Here is a 21,819-nt window from a genome sequence, read left to right on the forward strand (position 1 = left end):
GGTTACCGTTGGGGTATCCGTAACGTCTCTGGCCAAGCCGGTTACCGTTGGGGTATCCGTAACGTCTCTGGCCAAGCCGGTTACCGTTGGGGTATCCGTAACGTCTCTGCCCAAGCCGGTTACCGCTGGGGCATTCGTAACGCTTCGAACCAAGCCGGCTATCGTTGGGGCATCCGATAAGTTTACCGTCCCATTCCCGACTAGCTATTCAGTCAGTAGCTGGTCGGCACTTCCTAGCTTCCTTCAAGGTCAGCATAGTCTCAAGAAGATATCCGTTGTAGTATGCCCTAATCATTTCAAAACGAAATAGTTAGGGCTTTTGCTGTGAATCTGACCTTTCGCTCCCTCCTATCCATAACTCTTATACTGTTGTCACTGGATAGTTTTGGGCTTAGTCCTCGCGATTACACATTCCAACTGTCCCCGGCTACGAGACAACTAAGTCAACAATCTGTCCGATCAATCTTCCAGGACTCTCAAGGCTTTATTTGGATTCTAACGCAAGAAGGCATCCATCGTTATGATGGATACACAGTTGTGCGCTTTAGAGCGTCAAACAGAGATGCTAAATCAATAAGCCACCAATCCACCACTGGAATAGTAGAAGATAAAAATGGCTATCTATGGGTTTCGACCGCAGGTGGTGGCCTCAACAGATACAATCCTGCAACACAAACATTTACAGCTATCCAAAGTAGTACCGAACCCTCCTCTACTCACCCGCTCTCAGATTCAATTTATTCGATGTTTATGTCAAAGACCGGCAGTATTTGGCTAGGTTACGATACAGGATACGGGTTTAGTAAGTTTAACCCTGACACCCTCCGCTTTGAGCATTTTTCGCCACTCTCACGAGACACAACAAACAGACCTGTCGCATTTACAGAGACTGAAGACGGAATGGTTTGGGCTCTTATTGATAACTACGGGCTACTCAGAATAGACGAGTCGAAAAAAAAGATTGAAACGGTTCTCGTGCCATCGGAGATAGATCCGGAAAAGCACATGAAACGCTTTAACTTCGTCATGGCCGCTGAGAACGGTAACATTTGGATATCAACACTGGATTCCGGGATCGTACGATATTCGCCACATACCAACGACTTTGAATACTTTGACACCAATAATCTAGCCAACGACTCAATCTCCGACCAACGAGTCTACATGACGATTGAGGACAGATCCGGAAATGTCTGGGCAGCAACGCGCTCCGGGGTTAGCGTCTGGGAACCCGGAACACATAGCTTCACCTCGATAAATACGACAAATTCAAACCTACCCGACAATCAGGTCTTTAGCCTATACCAAAGTATGGCTGGAATCATTTGGGTAGGCACCTACAACGGACTGGCTTATGGAACCAGATCACTCTTTCGGCGAGTTGACTCTGATTTCGGAAGCCAAGCGGATTCAATTAACACGTTCGCCCAAGATGACAATGGTCAGATCTGGATCGGTAGCAGCACAGGCCTTCACCTTTTCAACTCAGATGCGAAAAGCGAACATTACGCCACACAGACTACATTGAATAACAAGATTTCATCCGGCGAGGTGATGAGCCTTCTTTATGAAGATGGAACCCTGTGGGCGGGCACCCTCACCGCGGGATTAAACAAGATTGATTTAGAAACACAAGAAATCGAAATATTTAGGAGACGAGTCACTCAAACCACCTCCATTAGCGCAAATGGGATCACCTCGATTACCAGGCTTTCCACTGGTCAACTCCTAATAGGCACTTATGGCGGAGGCTTGAATATATATAACGACGAAACCAATTCATTTCGCCACTTTAAGTACGACCCAGATTCTGCGAATACTATAAGTAATGACAATGTCATAGCAATTCTGGAGGACTCCTCGGGGGACATCTGGGTTGGCACTGAGAATGGACTCAATCTTTTTGATATACAAGCTGGGACGTTTCAACGCTTTATGAGTAACCCGGAAAACCCAGAGAGCTTATCAAGCAATCTTGCCTGGGCAATTCATGAAGACTCTCAAGAACGACTCTGGATAGGTACACAAAGTGGAGGCATAAACCGCTGGGATAAAAAAGACCGAAAAGAGCGACGCAACAAATTTACTCAATATTCCGAAAACGTGATGCTACCAAGTGTCGATATCTATGCAATTACTAGTGACATGAACGCAAATATATGGGTCTCCCATAACAGAGGATTATCAAAGCTATCTCCGTCTACTGGCGAACTCGACAATTTTGACGTCAGCGACGGATTACAAGGACCCGAGTTCAATCACGCCGCAGTCTTTAAAGACAAAGACTCTCAAATATATTTCGGTGGCAACAACGGATTCAACATAATATCAACAGAAAAAATACGGAGAAGCATCTATATCCCGCCTTTAATAATCACAGAGTTTAGGATACTCAATGATGAGGTCTCTTTTGATGTGCCCTATCACCAATTAGACGAGATAACATTCCCTCATAATTTTCGATATGCAACCTTTACTTTTGCATCACTGGATTACACGAATCCGCCCTCGAATCAATATCGCTACATGCTGGACGGCTTTGACAGCGAATGGATAGAGTTAGGCACCACTAGATCCACATCTTTCACCAGCTTGCCTAGTGGCTCCTACACCCTTCGGGTTCAAGGCAGCAATTCTGACGGCGTCTGGAATACAGAAGGTCTAAATTTAGATATAAATGTCAAACCCGCACCATGGAAAAGCGCTCCCGCCTATATTGCATATGGAATTCTAACCATTGGGCTGATAATTTTACTTTTCGTTAAACAACGCAGGAAGCAACAGCTTATTTTTAGGCGCCAACGAGAACTTGAACTCAAAGTTCAGGAAAGAACTGTTGATCTTCAAGAAGCCAGAAACATTGCGGAACATGCAAACAAATCGAAATCCGAATTCTTGGCTACGATGACGCATGAAATAAGGACGCCAATGCATGGCATGATAGGTATGACTGAGCTGCTGTTAAATACGAAGCTGAATGATCAACAAACACGATTTGCGAAAGCTGCTCACGCTAGTGGAGAATCACTTTTACAATTAATAAATTCGATATTAGACTTTTCAAAACTTGAGGCTGCCAAAGTTGAGGTCGAAAATGTAGAGTTTGACTTGATAAAGTTAATAGACGATATCTGTTATCTCCAGGCGGAGCCGGCAAGCCGAAAGAAAATACAATTCAATTACTTTATTGCCAAAGATCTTCCAGATCGCATCGTTGGAGACCCAGCCAAAATACGACAAGTCACAATGAATCTCATTAATAATGCAATAAAATTTACAGAATTTGGCTTTATCGACTTACGCGTGTCTTGGGCTTCTGATGACCTTTGCAGCCATGCTGGTAACCTTGTTATCACTATCGAAGATTCAGGCATCGGCATGGATAACGCTGCAAAGTCAAAAATCTTCGAAGCATTCACACAAGCCGACGCTAGCACAACTCGAAAGTACGGCGGCACCGGACTGGGCTTGGCGATTTCAAAAGAATTTGTTGAACTTATGAGCGGTGAAATTTCTGTAAGCTCTGAAGTCAACAAAGGTACCGAGATAACTATCTCGATACCTTCTATAAAAATCGCCAAGATTTCTAAATCTTATTCTGGCAGCGCGACTAGCGCTTCGATACTTTGCTCAGATCAAAAAACCACAGGAATGTTAAAATCACATTTGGCAAGACTAAACGTACCCTCAACGTTGGTTGATCTCCAGCACGAAAAGCAGATTTCTGGTGACATTGTTTTTGTGGATTATGACTTTTTTGCAACGAGAGCTCTCATGTCGGAATTCTTTGCAGACCTCCGCTCTAACCAAGTGGTTCTATTGACTCCATTTCGCTTACCTGATGAAGAATTGCTCGATTATGAAATGACAACGATCAGCAAACCTATAACACACCAATCGATTTCCGATCTTATTCATCATCGGAATAGACCAATTAATAAGATAGGTCCTGATAAATCGGAGATACGCAAGAGCCCCAAGTTAAGGCCTAAGGTCCTGGTGGCAGAGGATCTTGAGATAAATCAACGAATTGTGAGGGAGATACTTGAACTCCAAAGCTGCGACGTTGATATTGCTGAAGATGGCGGATTGGCAGTCGAACTATTCAAAAAGGGAAAATATGATCTAATATTTATGGATTGCCAAATGCCAAAAATGGACGGCTATCAAGCGACGATAGAAATAAGGGAAATCGAAAAAAGTATAGGAAAAATAAATATACCAATCATCGCTCTAACAGCCGGGAATACCGAGGAGGAAATGCGGAAAGGCCTAGACGCGGGAATGGATAAATATCTCACAAAGCCATTTAAGATAAGTGACATAAACGAAATTCTCGACCACTATCTGATAAGTACAAGGACGCGAGAATCGCCAGAAAAAAAGACCTCCATTCGAGATAATCGAGATAATCGAGATAATCGAGATAATCGAGATAATCGAGATAATCGAGATAATCGAGATAATCGAGATAATGAATATGACTCGAAGATAATAAATTACAAGGCCATAAAAAATATTATCTTGGTTGAAGAGCAGACTGGCAGGAAAATTCTTCCAGAGCTCTTAGATGTCTTTCAAAAACAAATTTTTGAAAAGTTTTCTGAGTTACGTGACGAAACAGTTCAATCAGACAGCGAAAAGCTTGGGAAGATTGCACATGCTATAAAATCCATGAGCGCTAATTTGGGTGCCGAAAAAGTACGATCTATAAGTTTAATGATGGAAGATCACGCCCGAAGGAATGAGATTATAGATGTAGAGGAGTACATTGTGGAGATTGATCTTGCATATAAGGAGTTCCTTAAACATGCTGAAAAAGTAACACAAGAGGACATCCAACAATGACAGGGTGGATCCCATGAGGATTCTCTACTCACGGTATTTTTTTCAAAAATGAAATATCGACGCTATTATATTCTATTGTCGCTACTTATATCGACATCGGCTATCGCGGAATCTAGAGATCTTAGCGACAACAAATCTAATAAATTCGAAAATCTAAAAATATATAAAAATGGACTTTCTTCTGAACTTGCCGAGAAGTCGATAACCTTTTTCCATCGAGACAATACCGGCAGAGTTTGGACTGGAACACAAACAGGATTATATCTTTACGAAGGGCAACAGACTTCTTCCTTCAGCCCAAAGAATAAAAACGAGTATTTTGCACCCGCCTTAGATATCACAGGCATGTCGGAAGACTCGGCGGGCTCCATCTGGATATCAACCTACAGCAGCGGCATATCAAAATACTCTGAAGTTAGAAAGCGCTTTGAACGAGTAGACTTTTCACCTCGAAGAGGCGTCACATCTTTAGTCTCTATGGGTAATTCATTACTCGTATACAAAGAAGACCGTTTTTTGAAAGTCGTTGATACAAGTATTTCCGAGTCTCTAAAATGGCTTGACTCAGCACAAACCTCGTTGGGTATTTCAAAGATAGATAGATTTTACAAAACGTCAGATAATCGCATTCTCGCTTTGACTAGCGATGGATTTCTACGCATTGACTTCCTTTCTAAATCTATTGAAAGGTTATCCGTTGATCTTGATAATAAATCGTTAAATGATAGAGAACGAATCCATATTTCGGTGGAAAGTCTATTTTCTAGTGAAATCAATTCAATGATAAATGAATCCTCAAACAGAACGCATGCAAATGGAGACCGAGGCTTTTCAAATATAGGTAGCGTAACTGATATTAAAATATTTCGCGGCTTAATCTTTGTGGGGACTGACAGTGGCTTGTTTATATTTGATGAGCAAATTCGTCATTTATATACGTTTAAGCGTGAGAATTCTTCACTTTCAAATGACCATGTTACGCGCCTCTTCGTCGATAACGAAACTTTGTGGATCGGCACATATGAAGGTCTTTGCTTTCTTCTTAGCTCAAATTTTCAGACGATAAACAGTGTTTCGGCGGGCATTAATGACGAGGTCTTAATATTTACAGAGGATTATTTTTCGAATATTTGGGTCGGAACATACAATGGACTTTATGTGATTGAAAAAGGAGCTGGACACCATGTTAACTTGGTAGAATTGTATCCCGAATTTTCCCTACCCGACTTCCGAATTATGTCTATTGAATCTGTAGCGGAAGAGCTATGGATCGGCACAAGAAGTTCCGGGCTCCATATATTAGACTTGATCACCGGAACCAAAATTCACCACTCCGTGGCAAACAACGACAATTTTGAAATAACGAAAATTCAACATCTCCCAAATGAGACTACGCTCATAGGATCTTATAACAACGGCCTATATCGTTTAGACCCCGGTTATGATGAATCGGGCGGAAAGTCCTACGGTGCAACAAAATTACTCGATATTAAAGTAACACTAATCGAGCCGATCAAGTCTAAAAATTCAGTTTTAATTGGCACGGAAAATAAGCTGTTTTTCTACGATTTAAAAACCGACACGATCTCCGAAATAGAGGTGGACTTTGGACTTGATGATATTACACCAATAATGACTGTTATTCACGAGACCTCAGAGGGTGCATTTTGGATAGGAACTCAGAGCCATGGCGTCTATTTGGCCGATATGCTCAGCCCTTCCGAGTCCGTGATCAATCTTAAACCTTTATTTGAAGACACTCTTTTATCTACCTCTGCAATTTATTCTGCAGAGATCGACAATAATGATCGCACTTGGGTTTCAGGATCTGAAGGCCTATTCCTCATTCTAGCAGATGGGTCTTTTGCGAGGCGGTTTACCAAGCTTGATGGACTTCAAGGCAATAAATTTAATTTCGGTTCCTCATTTAAAGACTCCAACGGTCAACTCTTTTTCGGAGGAAGCCGAGGCTACAACCGATTTAACCCCGATAGTATCACCGCCTACATTCCTCGTCCGGCCATCGGATTTACCAAAGTAACTCTCGAAAAATCTATCAACAATCCCAAGCTCATAGCCAAAGACCTTCAATCAATTATCCTCAGCCACAAGGACCACTTCATCACATTTGAATTCAGTGCCCTGGAGCTTATTGATCCGCAAAGTACACGCTATCGTTATAAGCTTATCGGGTTCGATCCAGATTGGATCGATATTGGCAGCAGGCGAACTGCGACATATACAAACCTGCCGGCAGGAGATTTTGAGTTTCGCGTGCAGGCGGTGAATGCCGCTGGAGTTTGGAATCGTGAAGGCATCACGATGGACCTGAAGGTCAAGCCCGCGCCATGGCTTACCGGGTGGGCGTTTACCTTATATGGTATTTTGGTAGTGATGCTGATTATTATCTGGCATCGTATTTATCGCGCCTATGCAATAAAAGATGAAGCGCTTAGACACGCAAAAAAGATGCAAGATATTGCCGATCGATATGCCGATGATTTACAGGAACAGGTCGAGTTTCAGGGCAAGCTTACCGATTCTTTCCATTTTTATAACAAGGAGCTTCTCGCACGTGCTTACGAAGGTATAGATGCGGGTCTGGTTTTTTCACTCGCTGGAGAGGACCTATCCGGCAAGCGTCTTTTGCGGAGACTGCGGGTTTTCGACCTACTTCAGGATGCCCTTTACTACCATGGGGAACAGCTCTACGCCAACCTTAGAACCTTCACAGACCACCTGGCGGCCTATCTTGAAGGATATTATGGGGAAGCGGGACGTAAGTTGACTGTTATAAATGATATTCCCAACGACGTTATGCCCGCAGCCCATGCAGTATCCTGTGCGATAATCATAGCCGAGTGTCTGGATAATTCACTGGCACACGCGTTTCCGGCAGAGAAGGCAGCCTGTTTTGTCCGTATTGGGCTTACCACGACCGCGGAACCCATAATGAAGAAAGACCAGGTCGTGCTCCATTATCAGGATAATGGAATTGGTATACCCACAGGATTGGCATTTGATGCACCGGAATCGGGAGGCATGACCATTATCGCGAGCGCCGTGGCGTCACTGAATGGCGAGATTGGTTTTGAAGAAAACTCCAGGACCAACCTCCTGGTCACGTTTCAAGTACCATGGACGCGAGAGCCAGGGTCATCACCGATTACCTGAGGAAGCATAAAACCATTACTTGCCCTTGAAACGTGCCTCACGTTTTTCCTTCTGGGCGGCAAATCCTTCCTTAAGATCTTCTGATTCCAGGCACTGCATAGAAAGAGCTTGTGCCTGGGCTTCGTCTATCTGTCCGGCCGCGGCTTGCTGCAGAATCTGTTTCATTGCACGTACCGCAAGTGGCGCCAGATGCGCTATTTTCTGGGCCAACCTTTCCGTTGTTTCATCCAGAGCCGCCGGCTGAACGAGATGATCCAGGAAGCCCAACTCCAGCAAGGTTTCCGCAGGCAGCTCCTCCGCTGCGAGAAGTATTCGTTTCGCAGTAACGATACCGAGCCGTTCGACGAATCGATTTATCCCGCTGATGGGATAACAAAGGCCTATCGCTGCTGCCGGCACCCGCAGCTTACTCCCCGCTATACCTACTCTGAAATCACAGCTGAGAGCCAGCTCAACACCGCCGCCGTACACGTTCCCACTAATCGCACAGATCGTAGGTATCTGCAGTGCCGCCAGCTGATCAGTAGTTGCCTGGAATGTATCGCCCGACAGATTGCCGGTACCCAGCTGGTCTAACGAGGCGCCGGCACAAAACGTCTTGTCCCCCCACCCTGTTACGATAAGGACCCGAACCTGTTCATCTTCACGCACTTCGGCCAGGTAAGTCTGTATCGCCGCCAGCTCCTCGAACCCGAGCGCATTGTGACGAGCCGGGTTATTCAGAACCAGGCGCGCGATGTGACCAGTACGTTCATAAAGTATAGTGTCTGTCATAGGCTGAAAGTGTCGCACAGGGCTTAAGCTTGCGCCAGTCCTATGGTGTTTGGGCTTTGGTCGGTAGACACCTATCCACCCTCTATGGATACTGCCTAAAATAACAAGTCTTTGGAGCGCAGGTAATGGTTCAGCGGTGTGATTGGTGTGGCACTGACCCCGTATATGTTGACTATCATGATCACGAGTGGGGTGTACCGGTATGGGATGATCGTGGTCTGTTCGAGCTGCTGATACTTGAGGGCGCCCAGGCGGGACTGGCGTGGATAACAGTATTGCGCAAAAGAGAAGGCTATCGAGAGCTATTCGATGGTTTTGATGCAGACGCGATTGCGCACTATTCCGACAATAAGCTTGAGCGCATCCTCGTTGAACCGCGTATCATCCGTAACCGGCTCAAGGTATTTGGTGCACGGCAAAATGCCAGGGCCTTTCTGGAAACACAGGCACAATTCGGCGATTTCCGCAGTTATGTCTGGCAGTTTGTCGATGGAACACCAATTGTTAATGCCTGGTTATCTGTCGAGGACACGCCGACAAGTACCCCAATATCGGTCCTTCTCAGCAAGGACATGAAGCGACGCGGTTTCACCTTTGTCGGTCCAACGATTATGTATGCTTTCATGCAGGCAAGTGGAATGGTAAATGACCATATCGCGTCCTGCTTTTGCAGTCAGCGAGAACGATAGCGCACAGGAACCGTCACACAGGACATTATGGGTAGCCAGAAGATCACGGAGGAGAACCATCGGTTGGCCAGGCACGAATCAACCAGCGGACGGGTATGGCAACTGGCCTGGCCGACGATCATCTCTAACCTGCTGTTTACCACAGTCGGTTTCATGCATATCAAGATCGCAGCGGGCCTGGGTACCTCCGCAGTCGCTGCGGTAACCACGGGCCACCGCATTTTTTTCGTGGTTCAGGCCATTCTGATGGGGTTGTCGGTTGCGGCGACGGCGGTGATTGCTCGTCACTGGGGGGCTAACGAAGCCTCAAGGGCGGAAATGGCCAGCTGGACGGCTTTATTGCTCGCCATGGTAATAGCCGGCGTGCTGAGCATCCCCGTACTGGTCGCCCCCCTGCAGCTGGCAGGCCTGTTTGGTCTTGATCCCGAGACAACCACCGCGGCTGCCGGTTTTATTTTCTGGCTGGGTATTTTCAATCTCTTCAGTGCCGCCAATATGATGATCGGAACCGCGCTCCGAGCCACGGGTGATGTACTGACGCCTCTGTATTTCCTATTTTTCAGCACCATACTGAATGTTGTTTTCGGGTATTTGCTGGCTTTTGGTATCGGCCCCCTGCCGGTTATGGGTGTGGCAGGCGTTGCACTCGGGGGCGGTGCGGCAGGCTCTCTGGTCACTTCGGCGTTCGTTGTGTGCTGGTGGCGTGGCAAATTTGTAATCAGGCCAGTGAGGCGGCTGAATATTGACTGGAGCGCTGCACGCAACCTGATGCGGATCGCCGGGCCCGCAGTAACTGAACAGGCTGTAGTCCAGGTAGCGTTCCTCGCTTTCTTCGCTATCGTCGCCCAGTACGGCACAAAGGCCTTTGCCGCTTATGGCATAGGGATCAGCCTGGTAGCATTCCCCATCGTAGTCGGCTTCGGCTTCGGCGTCGCAACAGCCACCCTGGTAGGACAACAACTGGGGGCAGGCAGGCCCGATCGGGCCATGAAGACCGGGTGGCGCTCTCTCCGCATGGCTCTGGTGGCCATGCTGACATTATCCTTGATTATGGCCTGGCACGCGGAATCACTGGCCTCTTTCATGATTACGGATCCAGAGGTGGCTTCACTTACAGTGACGTTCATCTATGTTATTTGCCTGACTCAGCCGATGATGGCCTGTGATTTTGCCCTGGCAGGTGCGCTGCGGGGCGCGGGCGATACCCGTTTCCCCCTGTTTGCGACATTTGTCGGGATCATCTTCGGACGGCTTCTGCCGGCGTGGTTATGCCAGAGCCTGGGCCTGTCGGTTTTCTGGATTTTTGGCGTCATGGTTCTGGACTACACACTCAAAGCGATCATGCTATTGCACCGTTATCGATCAAAAAAATGGCTGAACCTGCCTTTTGACAGGAGTCCGGGCACGGCACTATAGACAGTGACAAAAAAAATACTTAGAGTTGGAATTGTAGACTATTGAGTACAGCATATTCTTTCCGCGCCAAACCAGGACCATTCATGGGCAGTTACAAGAGCACCGATTCCCCGGCACCAGGTTCGCCCTTTAATCGCTCGGCACAGCATGACGCCAAACGGACCGCGATTCTCTCCCAGGCGGCACGCCTGTTCAATTACAAAGGCTCCAGGTCTACTACCCTGAGGGATATAGCCGAGACCCTCGGTTTAACCAAAACCAGCCTTTATTACTATGTTAAAACAAAAGAAGAGCTGATTTACCAATGTTATATGGCGGCGCTCGCCTATCATTTGAAGAGTATGGAGGATATTGAGCGGCGCTATTCACATCCATTGGACCGGGCACGGGCGTTTTTCCTGCTGCAGTTTGAAAACTGGCGCGCGGCCCAGGAAGGTCGAGGGCCTCACCTCGCCGCGCTGCTGGAAATTGCGTCACTACAGCCCCCTCGCCGCGGTGAGGTGGAGGGACAGTATGTGGCCATGTTCAAACGGCTCCGTGGTTATCTTCGCGAGGGGATTAGCCAGGGAGACGTTCGCACCTGCGAAACAATCTCTGCCACACGCGCAATGCTGGGATCATTGGACTGGATCTTCTCCTGGCTGCACAAATTGCCTCGCGAGAACGTTGACACCATCGCGCGCAGTGCCTGGGACATTCTCGAGCATGGCTTGTACAGCGGCACCGGTGAATACCATCCCACGCGCATCGAAGCAGGGCCGGGTGTCGAAAACTATGTGCGCGGCTTTGACCGGGAAGAACAGAATCGTCTCAAACAGCTGGCATTTTACAAATCAGGCACATGGTTCTTCAACAAAAAAGGGTTTAACGGAACATCCCTGGACGAAATTGCCGAGCATTTGAACGTATCCAAGGGCGCGTTCTATTACCACATCAAGAACAAAGAAGATCTGTTGTTCAATTGCTACATTTACTCGATGAACATTACCGAACACATTTACGAGCAATCGGAACAGCTTGAAGACTCCGGTTTAGGCAAGATAGACCACAGCTGCCGACGTATCTTCCATGTTCAGAACTCAGAACAGGGCCCACTGATACGCTACACAACAATAACCGCATTGCCGATGGCGAAACGCAAGGAAATACTGGAGCGAACCGATGATGCCAACCGTCGTTTTGGTAAGTTCATCAGTGCCGGAATCGCCGATGGTAGTGTACGAAACATAGACCCTTTCATTGCCCAGCAACTTATTTCCGGGGCTATTAATGCCTCGATGGAGATCAAGCGGTGGCGATCGGTTGAAGACCTCGACCGGGCCGCCGTTGACTATTTCGATCTGTTTTTTAACGGTTTGAAGCCACGCTGAGCCTTTGCCAGAGTAACGGAGATACCCATGGTCGAAAAACTCGAAAAATTACTGTCGCTGCTTGAAGTGCAACGCATCGATAAGTACCTGTTTGTGGGCAAGAGCCCCAAGTTCCCTCCCCGCGTATTTGGCGGACAGGTGCTGGCACAATCACTGAATGCCGCCAGCCGCACAGTTGACAGCACGCGCTCTGCACATTCCATGCACGGGTATTTTCTGCGCCCTGGTAATCCGACCAAACAGATTGTTTACGAGGTAGACCCGATACGCGACGGCGGCAGCTTTACCACCCGCCGGGTGATTGCCAAGCAAGACGGCGTCCCCATTTTCAGCACCTCGATCTCTTTTCAGACCGAGGAATCAGGGCTGAGCCACCAGTTCGGCATGCCCGATGTTCCACCACCGGAGGAGTTGTCGACTGACTTCGAGTTCTGGACCGAAATGGCCGAACGCTACCCCGACCGATTCTCGGCTCCCATGATGCAGACGATTGAACGACGTCCGGTAAAGCGTCGCGATTACCTCAACCCCCAGCCTCAGGAGCCCGAACAGAGCATGTGGTTCAGAGTCCTGGATCCTGCCGCTACCATCGGCGATGACCCGGTCAGGCACCAGACCCTGCTGGCGTTTATCTCTGATTTCGCTCTGCTCGGCGCTGCGCTGCTACCGCATCCGTACACTGGCATGAGTCCGGAGCTGCAGGTCGCGAGTCTGGACCATGCCCTGTGGTTGCATCGTCCCGTGCGCGTTGACGAGTACCTGCTCTACGCCATGGACAGCCCCAGCAGTTCCGGTGGGCGTGGCCTGAGTCGCGGCGGTTTCTACAACCGGCAAGGCGTACTGGTGGCCTCGGTTGCCCAGGAATCGCTACTGCGGGTCAAGAAAAAGGTCAGCGATAGCTGACCAGCTCCTCTCCGCCCTGACCGCCCAGTACCTGCAGGAAGGAGCGATCATTAAAGAATGACAGGGAAACTTTGTCGCCGCTATAGAATAACTGGGTGATGGAGCAATTGAAAATGGGTTCATAGAACTTGTAGGCATGCTCACCGCCTAACCCCAGCACATGAGCGACAACAGTGGCGATGGTCCCGCCCGAGGTAAAAATACCGACTGTTTTTCCCGAGCCTTCCGCAGCCATTACCGCGGCGAGTGCCTCGCATACCCCGGACGAATAGTCGGTCCAGCTCTGGATACGTGGCTCGTCACAAACGGGTGAAACCCAGTGATTGAATACCGCCTCAATCACCTTTTGGTAATCCTTACTGGAGCTCAGGCCTTTATCCACAAGAGTCTGGATATGGGGGTTATTTTGTGCGACCACTGGTACCAGATGGCGCACCTGCTCATCATTGCGAACTTCATTGAAGCGCGGATCAATATGATGCGGCACTTCACCCGGCTGACTGGCCAGTGCCAGTGCCGTGGTTTCCCGCTGCCGCAGGAGGTCACCGCTGTAGGCTGCATCCAGCCTGATACCATGATCGCGCAGGTAATGTCCCAGCACCTCTGCCTGGCGACACCCGAGCTCCGAAAGCTTGTCGTAGTCCTCCGCGCCAAAAGACGCCTGACCGTGCCGGATTAAATAAATTGTTGCCATTACACACCTGCCAATTGCTTCTTTCGAGTACGGTTGAACCGTAATTTACGCCGATATGGAAAAAAGTCCTCTACATATCCCTGTCGAATCCTCTCCTGCAAACCCCGCCAGAATGAGACTTCGTAGATGTCACTGTGCACCGCGTCGAATACTTTGCGCGCACGCTGGTTACCGGAGAAAAACAGCCGGAATTCCTCGGGGAAAATATCGTTGGGGCCGACAGTGTACCAGGGCTGGCTGGCCATTTCCTCGGCCTCGTCCCGCGGTGGCGGTATCTGCCGAAAATTGCAATCCATCAACGGTACGATTTCATCGTAATCGTAGAACACCACACGACCGTGCCTGGTCACGCCAAAATTTTTCAACAACATATCGCCGGGGAAAATATTGGCCGACGCCAGCTGCTTGATAGCATTACCGTACTCGTCCATTACCGCTGCAACCTGCTGGTCCGTGGCATCCTGCAGATACAGGTTAAGGGGCGTCATACGCCGTTCCACGTAGACGTGCTTGATAACCAGGGCCTTGCCGTGCTCCTCAATCAGCGACGGCGCGACCTTGTGCAATTCCGCTATCAATTCCTCAGAAAACCGCTCCCTGGCAAAGGCGAGGTTGGTAAATTCCTGGGTGTCGGCCATACGACCGGCCCGGTCCCAGCGCTTTACCAGTCGGTATTTCTCTTTCACCTGCTCCCTGGTCATCTCCTTGGGCGGCGTGAACTTGTCTTTGATGATCTTGAAAACGAAGTCATAGGAGGGCATGGTGAACACGCTCATGACCATACCCTTGATGCCCGGGGCAATAATGAACTGGTCTGTGGTGTTGGTCATATGCCGGTGGGCGCAGCGGTAATAATAGGTTTTACCGTGCTTGTTGTAGCCCATCGAGCTGTAGATCTCGGAAATCGGCTTGGCTGGCATCAACTGTTGCAGGAACAGCACATACTGGGATGGAATGCTGGCGTCGACCATGAAGTAGGCACGGGTAAAACTGAATACCACACTAACCTTATCGGCGCCAAAGAGGATGGTGTCAACGTACACCTCACCGTTTTCGGTATGTAGAATCGGCAACACGAAGGGCATGGAATCAGGGCCGGAGACAATTCTGCCGACGATATAAGCTCCCTTGTTACGGAAAAAGTGGTGTTCCAGGGCCTGAAACTCCATGCCTTCTCGCCTCATATTGAAACGGGGCGCCAGATAGCTACCAATAACTTCAATGATATTGGCGATATCCCGGTCAACATCCTCATAAGGCAGGTTAAAACGGTAGTCTTCAAGCAGCTTGCGCAACGGTGTCTGTAAGTCACCGTCAAGCGGATACACGCGATACACTTTGCTTACGTCAGGTGCCGGCATATCACCTTGTGGCGAGAATACAAACGCGTATTCATCGCGAATCTTGCGATGCTTGAACACAGCGCAGTAAACCGAGTTAAAGAATGTTTCGGCTATCTCGAAGTTATTGTGACCCCTGATAAGATCCGCATAAATCTCCCGGGCACCACACCAGAAATGATAGTCGTGCAGCTGGCTGCCCGCGATCAATTCAACGTACTGTAAAACGCGTGTAGTCGCCGCTTTATACAGGTCAATGCGCTGAATAGCGGCTTCGTGCATACCCAGCCAGTCCTGGGATTCAAACCGCGAACGGGCAGCCAGGGTAATATTCTGGAATTCGGCAAAGTACGACTCAAAACCGTTGAGGATGGTGCGCGCAAAACGTTCCTGCTGTTCTTTACTCATCGCCATTGATTCACGCAATTCACAAGTCGGGATTACCGAACCGACGCCGCAGCTTGCGCATACCGCCGAGCCAGCGATCATAATCCGCCGCTTTGTGCGCGCGATACTGCGCAACTTCGGCATGCGGCAAAATCAGGAAGCGCTCATCCGCCAGTCCGGTTATCACCGCATCGGCCACCTGTTCCGCCGTAAGTATGCCGTCAACTCCGGCCGAACCACCGCTTTCAACACTGCCGATCATGCGTGTTGCCACGGCCTGGGGACACAGCGCGGATACCTTTATTCCGTCGTCACCGTGAGTGATGGACAGTGCCTCGGCAAAGCCGAGTGCCGCATGCTTGGTGGTAGAATAGGCTGCGTCACCAATCTGGTTGAGCAGACCCGCCGCCGATACCGTATTCAGGAAATAGCCCTCACCTCTCTCCAGCATACCCGGCAGGCAAGCCCGGACCGCAAATACATGCGCCATGACATGAATTTCCCACATGGCCTGCCAGGTTTCGTTAGACGCCGAGGTTACCCACCAGGGTTCGCCGTCTCCGGCAATGATCCCGGCGTTGCTGCAAAACAGGTCAATACGGCCATAGCGGTCTTCAACGGCATCAACCATGGCCTTGATCGCCGCTTCGTCGCGTACATCTACCGCAAAAGCATCCCCCGCAACGGTATCGGCTACCGCCTGGGCGCTGTCCTCTTCACGATCTGCCACAATGATTTTCTGTGCACCTTCGCGGTGAAACCGCTCGCACAGAGCCTTGCCAATGCCATTGCCACCGCCGGTGACAATGACGATTTTTCCGGATACCACCATTACAGCAGTTCCTCGGCAAACAACTCAAGCACCTCCGGGTCGTGCACACCCAACAGCATGGTGCCCACCTCGCCGCGCTGGCCCGCTGCTTTCCAGCTGGACAACTGTTCCACAATGCGGCCCCTGGGACCCACCAGCGCCACCTCATCCAGTAACTGGTTGGGCACCAGTGCTTCGGCTTCGGCCTTTTTGCCGGAGAGATACAGGTCCTGGATACGGTCCGCCACTTCACCGTAACCTGCGCGAGTAGCGTAATCGTTGTAGAAGTTCTTGCCCTTGGCGCCCATGCCGCCTATGTACAGTGCCAACCAGGGACGCAAGGAATCGTAAGCCGCATCAAGGTCGTCGTTCATCGCCACTGACACAAAGGGCGCGACATCAAAATTCGCCAGGCTTTTGCCACCACCTGCCTTGTCAAAGCCGGCCTGGAGGTGATCTCCCAGAATGCTGAATTTGTTCGGGTCCATCCAGACCGGGAACACTCCATCGGCCACTTCTCCTGCGCAGCGTAAACCCGCAGGGGTAATGGATGCAGTGTAGATCGGGATATTCGGGTTACCTTCCAGAATGGATTTTAAAGGCTTGCCAAGGCCAGTAGTGCCAGGCCCCTTGTTGGGCAGCTGGTACTCAACACCATCAAACTCTACCGGTCCTTCCCGGGCCATGATTTTGCGCATGATCTGGATGTATTCCCGGGTGCGGGTTACCGGCTTGCCGTAAGGCACCCCGTGCCAGCCCTCAACCACTTGCGGACCGGAAGCCCCCAGGCCGGTAATAAAGCGCCCTCCGGACAGCTGATCCAGGGACATGGCGGTCATTGCGCACATGGCAGGGGTGCGGGCCGGCATCTGCATGATCGCCGTGCCCACCCTGATCTTCTTGGTCTGTGCCAGCACCCAGCTGGCAGCGGTTACGGCATCATTACCATAGGCCTCTGCAGTCCACACCGAGTCATACCCCATGGACTCGGCCCGCTGGATAAGCTCCATGGGTATGTGAATGTGCTTGCCCGAGTAGCCCAGCAAAATTCCGAGTTTCATAACATGCTCCATGGGCCAGTTTGCAAGGCCCGGTTATCTGGAAAATTCCGTTAACCAGCGTACCGCAACTGATTGAATTGTGCTTGATGATAATCGCCATCACCAAATGTCGTATTGATCATCATCAGGCGTTTTGCGTAATGGCCGATATCAAGCTCGTCAGTAATACCCATACCACCATGCAGCTGAATGGCCTCGCCGAATATCAACCTGCCGGAACGGTCGACCATGACTTTGAGCGCATGGATGCAGGCGGCAATATCATCGCCCTGACCATCCAGCTCACATACTGCACGATAGAGCAGCGACTTGGTTTGTTCGTAGGCCATGAAGGTATCGACCATGCGGTGCTGAAGCGCCTGAAAGCTGCCGATGGCAACGCCAAACTGTTTGCGGGTTTTGGTGTACTCCAGTGTTTTGGCGTTGAGCTGGCCCATGATCCCCAGCGCTTCTGCGGCAAGCGCGATAGTGGCGATGGTCACCACACCGTTAATCAGGGTGTAGCCGCCATTTTCCGCACCGATGACACTTTCTGCGGGTACTTCAACATTATTGAACACGATATTGGATACGACCTGGCCGTCCATAAGACGATAACTGACCCTTTCAACACCCGCCGCGTCGGTCGGCACCAATAACAGGGTAATACCGTCCGTTGCGCTCTGCTCCCCGGAGGTCCGGGCGGATACGATCACGTAATCGGCGTTGGCGCCATTGAACACCACCACTTTTTCGCCATTGATCTGATAGCCGTCGCCCTGCGCTTTTGCGGTCGTGGTAATGTCCGCGAGCTCGTGACGGCTCTGCCGCTCCAGGTAGGCGAATGCGCCCTGGCAACTGCCCTCAATGATACGTGGAATAAGCTCAGCCTGCTGGGCGGCACTGCCGCCGCGCTCCAGAAGACCACCAAACAACACAACAGTAGCCAGGTAGGGCTCGAGCACGATGCCCTTGCCCAGCTCTTCCATCACCAGCATGATGTCTACCGGGCTGCCACCAAAACCACCATGTTCTTCGGCAAAAGGCACAGATAACCAACCCAGTTCGGCAAAGGTCTGCCAATGCTCGTGGCTCATGCCTTCGGGCGATGCGGCGATCGAGCGCCGGGTGTCAAAATCATAACTGTCCTGGATGTAGCGGGCGACGCTATCCCGGAGCATTCCCTGTTCTTCAGTAAAATCAAAGTTCATTGCGACTACCTCGTCAATTCGGAATTACAGGCCCAGTACTGCCTTGGCGATAATGTTTTTCTGTACTTCATTGGAACCACCATAAATTGTGGATGCCCTGCCGTACATGTAGGTCTGGCGTGCTTGAGAGCCGAACTCGTGACCCAGTTGCTCTGCGCTCAGCTCATTCGGCAGCACACCCTGGTAGTAGGCGGCCAAATCCATACGCAGCTCCTGTACGGCCTGCTGCATTTCCGTGCCCTTGATCTTCAGCAGGGACGATTCCGCACCCGGCGCACCCCCGGAAGCCACTGAGGCAAGCACTCGCAATTCGGTAAACTCCAGCGCCATCAGTTCAATTTCGATATCCGATAGACGCTTCTGGAACAGGGGGTCGCTCAACAGCGACTTGCCACCATTCACTTCCCGGGCGGCAAAACTACGGATTTCTGTCAGGCTGCGCTTGCTGTCGGGCACACCAGCAATGGCGGTACGCTCATGGGCCAACAGCGCCTTGGCATAGGTCCAGCCCTTGTCCTGCTCGCCGATCAGGTTGGCTACCGGCACCCGCACGTCGTTGAACTCAACTTCGTTCAGGCTGTGGTGATTGTCGATCGATACGATGGGATTAACCTTGATGCCGGGCGAGTGCATGTCGATCAGCAAAAAACTGATGCCGTCCTGCTTCTTGCCTTCGCTGTTGGTGCGCACCAGACAGAAGATCCAGTCGGCGTACTGGGCATAGCTGGTCCAGATCTTGGCCCCGCTTACTACGTACTCGTCACCCTCACGTACTGCCCTGGTTTTGAGAGACGCGAGATCGGAGCCTGCGCCTGTTTCGGAGTACCCCTGGCACCACCAGTCGTCACTACTGAGTATCCGGGGCAAGAAGCGCTCTTTTTGTTCCTCGGTTCCAAAGCTGTAAATAACCGGGCCCACCATGTTGAGGCCAAAAGGAATAACGTCCCGGACACCCGCCGCGCTGCGCTCGGTTTCATAGATGAATTTCTGCGTGGCGTTCCAGCCGGTCCCACCGTATTCTTTCGGCCAGCCCGGTGCGATCCAGCCCTTCTTGTACAGACGCTTCTGCCACTCAATAACGGCGTCCTTGAAAGTCGTCAGGTCCTTGAATCGGCTCTGCAGTTCCTCGTCGTACGCCTCATCAAAAAATGCGCGAACTTCCTCACGAAACGCGAGATCTTCCGGAGCAAACTTAGTATCCACGATAATACCTCTTCAGCTGTGGGTTACGGGGCCATGGGCCCAATGTTGACGTTAATCCTGTTTAAACAATGCCAGAAAACGCAGCACTTTACCGGTATCGGCAAGCCCTCCGGCTACCTGTACCGTGCCATCTGCCAGCGCCAGCGGAAAGCCCCGCTGACCACTTACCAGCTCCAGCCAATCCGCCGCATTCACGGTGACAACCAGGCCATCATCTTGCCAGCCTGTCGGCAATCGGCGACTCGCGGCGACCTGATTACGCACATGAATCTCATAATTCGCATCCTGGTCGGGGAAAACAAAAACCACCCGCTGATCCACCCCGGCACTACGCGCCGGGTCCAGGTTGACGGCCATGGTCTTGATGATTCCCTCTACCGGAAATACTTTCGCGAACTCGACGCGCTCATCGCTCAGTGGAGCGGGCGCCACGGCAATCCGCCCCTCCAGTTCCAGCGCATCCGTCAGGTACCAGTTACGGGCATTGGGATTTGCTGTGTCACTGGCAAGAGTACGCAATGCGGCTGCTTTCAGTTCAGTTGCGGCAGGAAGCGGCCCGGAGCCGGCGGCCAGCGCCAGGTCTGCCAATTCGGCGGCCCACTGCGGGTCTGTGGCCAATACTGTTGCGGCCTCGCTGACAACGTTGTCTATGCCGCCGGCGAGTTCAACCAGGCGACGGGCGCGCTCGGCTGTCGGTGTAGGAAACAGGGTGCTGCTATTACCGTCGTACCAGCCGAGATAACCGCTATAAATTGAACGCACGGACCAGGCCACCGTGCCGTAAAAGGGTTGTAACCAGGGATGCGCGGCGAGTGACGGCGGCAGCTGTATGGTGTCCGCCAGGGTCAATGCATCGTGACCGAGATTCATCCCACGCACAGTCTGGTCGTGCACAAACTGAATCGCGTCACTGTAGGCGAGCAGGAGATCGTCTATTGCCTCCGCACCGGATAAAGGCCGGGTATGGCTCGGAATCAGGTGTTCCGCGCCCAGTTCACGCATATCGCGTACGGTCCGCGACCACTGCATGACATCCCGGTAACGAGTACCGCGAATCGTATAGAGGTTGGGAAAGGCTTTGTAGATATTATCTCCCGGCAATAGCACCCGCTCTTCGGGCAGCCATACCAGGAGCTGGTCGTCGGTCTCACCGGGCGCGTGTATGAGCTCCAGCCTGCGACCCTCGATAGTCACCTCCAGCTTGTCGCTGAACGTGTGGGTTGGTCGCAACAGCCCATAGATGCCCGAATCGTCTCTCGGCGTGTGCGCCAGAAACGGGCCAATGCCGTCGTTTACAACGGCTTCACCACCGGCTGCCAGGTAATTGCCAAACATGTGGTGGGACCGGGATTCAATCACCGGCGATAACACCGCGATGATCCTCTCGATGTGCGACCAGGTGGTGTCATGAGCATAGACCGGCACCGTGCGGCCATCGGTAAAAGCTGCGGCACCAAAAATATGATCCGTGTGATTATGCGTATAGATGATGGCCGCTACCGGCTTGTCGGTAATCTGGTCAAAAGCACGGCGAACCTCTTGTGCCGTCGCCAGGGACTCCGTCGTGTCGACAATAATGTTGCCACCGTCCCCCTCAATTAAAATCACGTTGGCCAGCGCGTATCCAATCGCAACATGAACGCCCGGCACGACCTCAATAATATCCCGCCGGAACTCCTGCGAATGGGCTTCCAGGGCAGCGCTGCCGGGTTCCGGATTCCGCTGTGGTGCCGGCGTTCCGGAATCGCCACAACCTGCGGCGATCAGTGCGCATGCACTGAGCAAGATACCCGCAAGTTGTTTAAGTGTTTCCATAGTCCGCCTCACTCCTACAGGTTTTGACCCGAGGGTATGTTTTTCATCACCAGGGCATGTACCATAGCGATTCCGACCACGCAAAACAAGAACCCGACGCAAATGTCGCGCCGGGTAACGGATGATTATCGGTGACTGACTGGG

At 50.9% G+C, this 21,819-nt stretch carries 14 protein-coding genes and 1 pseudogene; 7 read left to right on the forward strand and 8 right to left on the reverse strand.

Annotation, left to right across the window (positions count from 1 at the left end):
* Positions 1-324: 324 nt before the first annotated feature.
* The 3 genes and pseudogenes from CWI75_RS18940 to CWI75_RS14570 all read left to right on the forward strand — a co-directional run.
* Positions 325-498 (forward strand): annotated as a pseudogene (locus CWI75_RS18940) (two-component regulator propeller domain-containing protein); the annotation flags it as partial.
* Between the two features lie 39 nt (positions 499-537).
* Entirely contained in the window at positions 538-4,848 is a 4,311-nt protein-coding gene (locus tag CWI75_RS14565; RefSeq protein WP_146003604.1) for a two-component regulator propeller domain-containing protein, read from the forward strand.
* 48 nt (positions 4,849-4,896) lie between these two features.
* Positions 4,897-8,022: a triple tyrosine motif-containing protein gene (locus CWI75_RS14570; RefSeq protein WP_101522248.1), complete on the forward strand. Its 3,126-nt coding sequence runs from the start codon at positions 4,897-4,899 to the stop codon at positions 8,020-8,022.
* Between the two features lie 15 nt (positions 8,023-8,037).
* On the opposite strand, the gene CWI75_RS14575 is transcribed toward CWI75_RS14570, so the two are convergent.
* Positions 8,038-8,796 carry an enoyl-CoA hydratase/isomerase family protein gene (locus CWI75_RS14575; RefSeq protein ID WP_101522249.1) on the reverse strand — a complete coding sequence of 253 codons (759 nt, stop codon included), beginning with the start codon at positions 8,794-8,796 and terminating at the stop codon, positions 8,038-8,040.
* 125 nt (positions 8,797-8,921) lie between these two features.
* Between CWI75_RS14575 and CWI75_RS14580 the strand changes: the two genes are divergently transcribed.
* From CWI75_RS14580 to CWI75_RS14595, 4 genes are all read left to right on the forward strand, one after another.
* The gene (locus CWI75_RS14580) at positions 8,922-9,485 is read left to right on the forward strand and encodes a DNA-3-methyladenine glycosylase I (RefSeq protein WP_101522250.1); all 564 of its coding nucleotides are present in this window, start codon (positions 8,922-8,924) and stop codon (positions 9,483-9,485) included.
* Between the two features lie 27 nt (positions 9,486-9,512).
* Positions 9,513-10,901, forward strand: a complete 1,389-nt coding sequence (locus CWI75_RS14585; RefSeq protein ID WP_101522251.1) for an MATE family efflux transporter — start codon at positions 9,513-9,515, stop codon at positions 10,899-10,901.
* Positions 10,902-10,984: 83 nt separating this feature from the next.
* Positions 10,985-12,271, forward strand: a complete 1,287-nt coding sequence (locus tag CWI75_RS14590; protein WP_101522252.1) for a TetR/AcrR family transcriptional regulator — start codon at positions 10,985-10,987, stop codon at positions 12,269-12,271.
* A gap of 27 nt (positions 12,272-12,298) precedes the next feature.
* Positions 12,299-13,174 carry an acyl-CoA thioesterase gene (locus CWI75_RS14595; RefSeq protein ID WP_101522253.1) on the forward strand — a complete coding sequence of 292 codons (876 nt, stop codon included), beginning with the start codon at positions 12,299-12,301 and terminating at the stop codon, positions 13,172-13,174.
* Here the strand turns inward: CWI75_RS14595 and CWI75_RS14600 are convergent.
* Genes CWI75_RS14600 through CWI75_RS14630 form a run of 7 tightly spaced genes read right to left on the reverse strand, consistent with a single transcriptional unit; the run spans position 13,161 to position 21,675 of the window.
* On the reverse strand, positions 13,161-13,868 hold the full coding sequence (locus CWI75_RS14600) for a histidine phosphatase family protein (protein ID WP_101522254.1): 708 nt from the start codon (positions 13,866-13,868) through the stop codon (positions 13,161-13,163). The genes CWI75_RS14595 and CWI75_RS14600 overlap by 14 nt on opposite strands.
* Positions 13,868-15,616, reverse strand: coding sequence for a bifunctional isocitrate dehydrogenase kinase/phosphatase (gene aceK, locus CWI75_RS14605; RefSeq protein ID WP_101522292.1), 1,749 nt, complete (start codon positions 15,614-15,616; stop codon positions 13,868-13,870). Before aceK ends, CWI75_RS14600 begins: the two co-directional genes overlap by 1 nt.
* Positions 15,617-15,635: 19 nt before the next feature.
* Positions 15,636-16,427: an SDR family oxidoreductase gene (locus CWI75_RS14610; protein WP_101522255.1), complete on the reverse strand. Its 792-nt coding sequence runs from the start codon at positions 16,425-16,427 to the stop codon at positions 15,636-15,638.
* Positions 16,427-17,467: an LLM class F420-dependent oxidoreductase gene (locus CWI75_RS14615; RefSeq protein WP_101522256.1), complete on the reverse strand. Its 1,041-nt coding sequence runs from the start codon at positions 17,465-17,467 to the stop codon at positions 16,427-16,429. The genes CWI75_RS14610 and CWI75_RS14615 overlap by 1 nt, the downstream gene beginning before the upstream one ends.
* A 50-nt stretch (positions 17,468-17,517) precedes the next feature.
* Complete coding sequence (locus CWI75_RS14620) at positions 17,518-18,657, reverse strand: acyl-CoA dehydrogenase family protein (protein ID WP_101522257.1); 1,140 nt, start codon at positions 18,655-18,657, stop codon at positions 17,518-17,520.
* Positions 18,658-18,681: 24 nt separating this feature from the next.
* Positions 18,682-19,860 carry an acyl-CoA dehydrogenase family protein gene (locus CWI75_RS14625; RefSeq protein WP_101522258.1) on the reverse strand — a complete coding sequence of 393 codons (1,179 nt, stop codon included), beginning with the start codon at positions 19,858-19,860 and terminating at the stop codon, positions 18,682-18,684.
* Positions 19,861-19,911: 51 nt separating this feature from the next.
* On the reverse strand, positions 19,912-21,675 hold the full coding sequence (locus CWI75_RS14630; protein ID WP_101522259.1) for an alkyl sulfatase dimerization domain-containing protein: 1,764 nt from the start codon (positions 21,673-21,675) through the stop codon (positions 19,912-19,914).
* Between the last annotated feature and the right edge of the window lie 144 nt (positions 21,676-21,819).

Origin of the sequence: Kineobactrum sediminis, assembly GCF_002868715.1 — a bacterium.
In the GTDB taxonomy this organism is placed as follows: Bacteria; Pseudomonadota; Gammaproteobacteria; order Pseudomonadales; family Halieaceae; genus Kineobactrum; species Kineobactrum sediminis.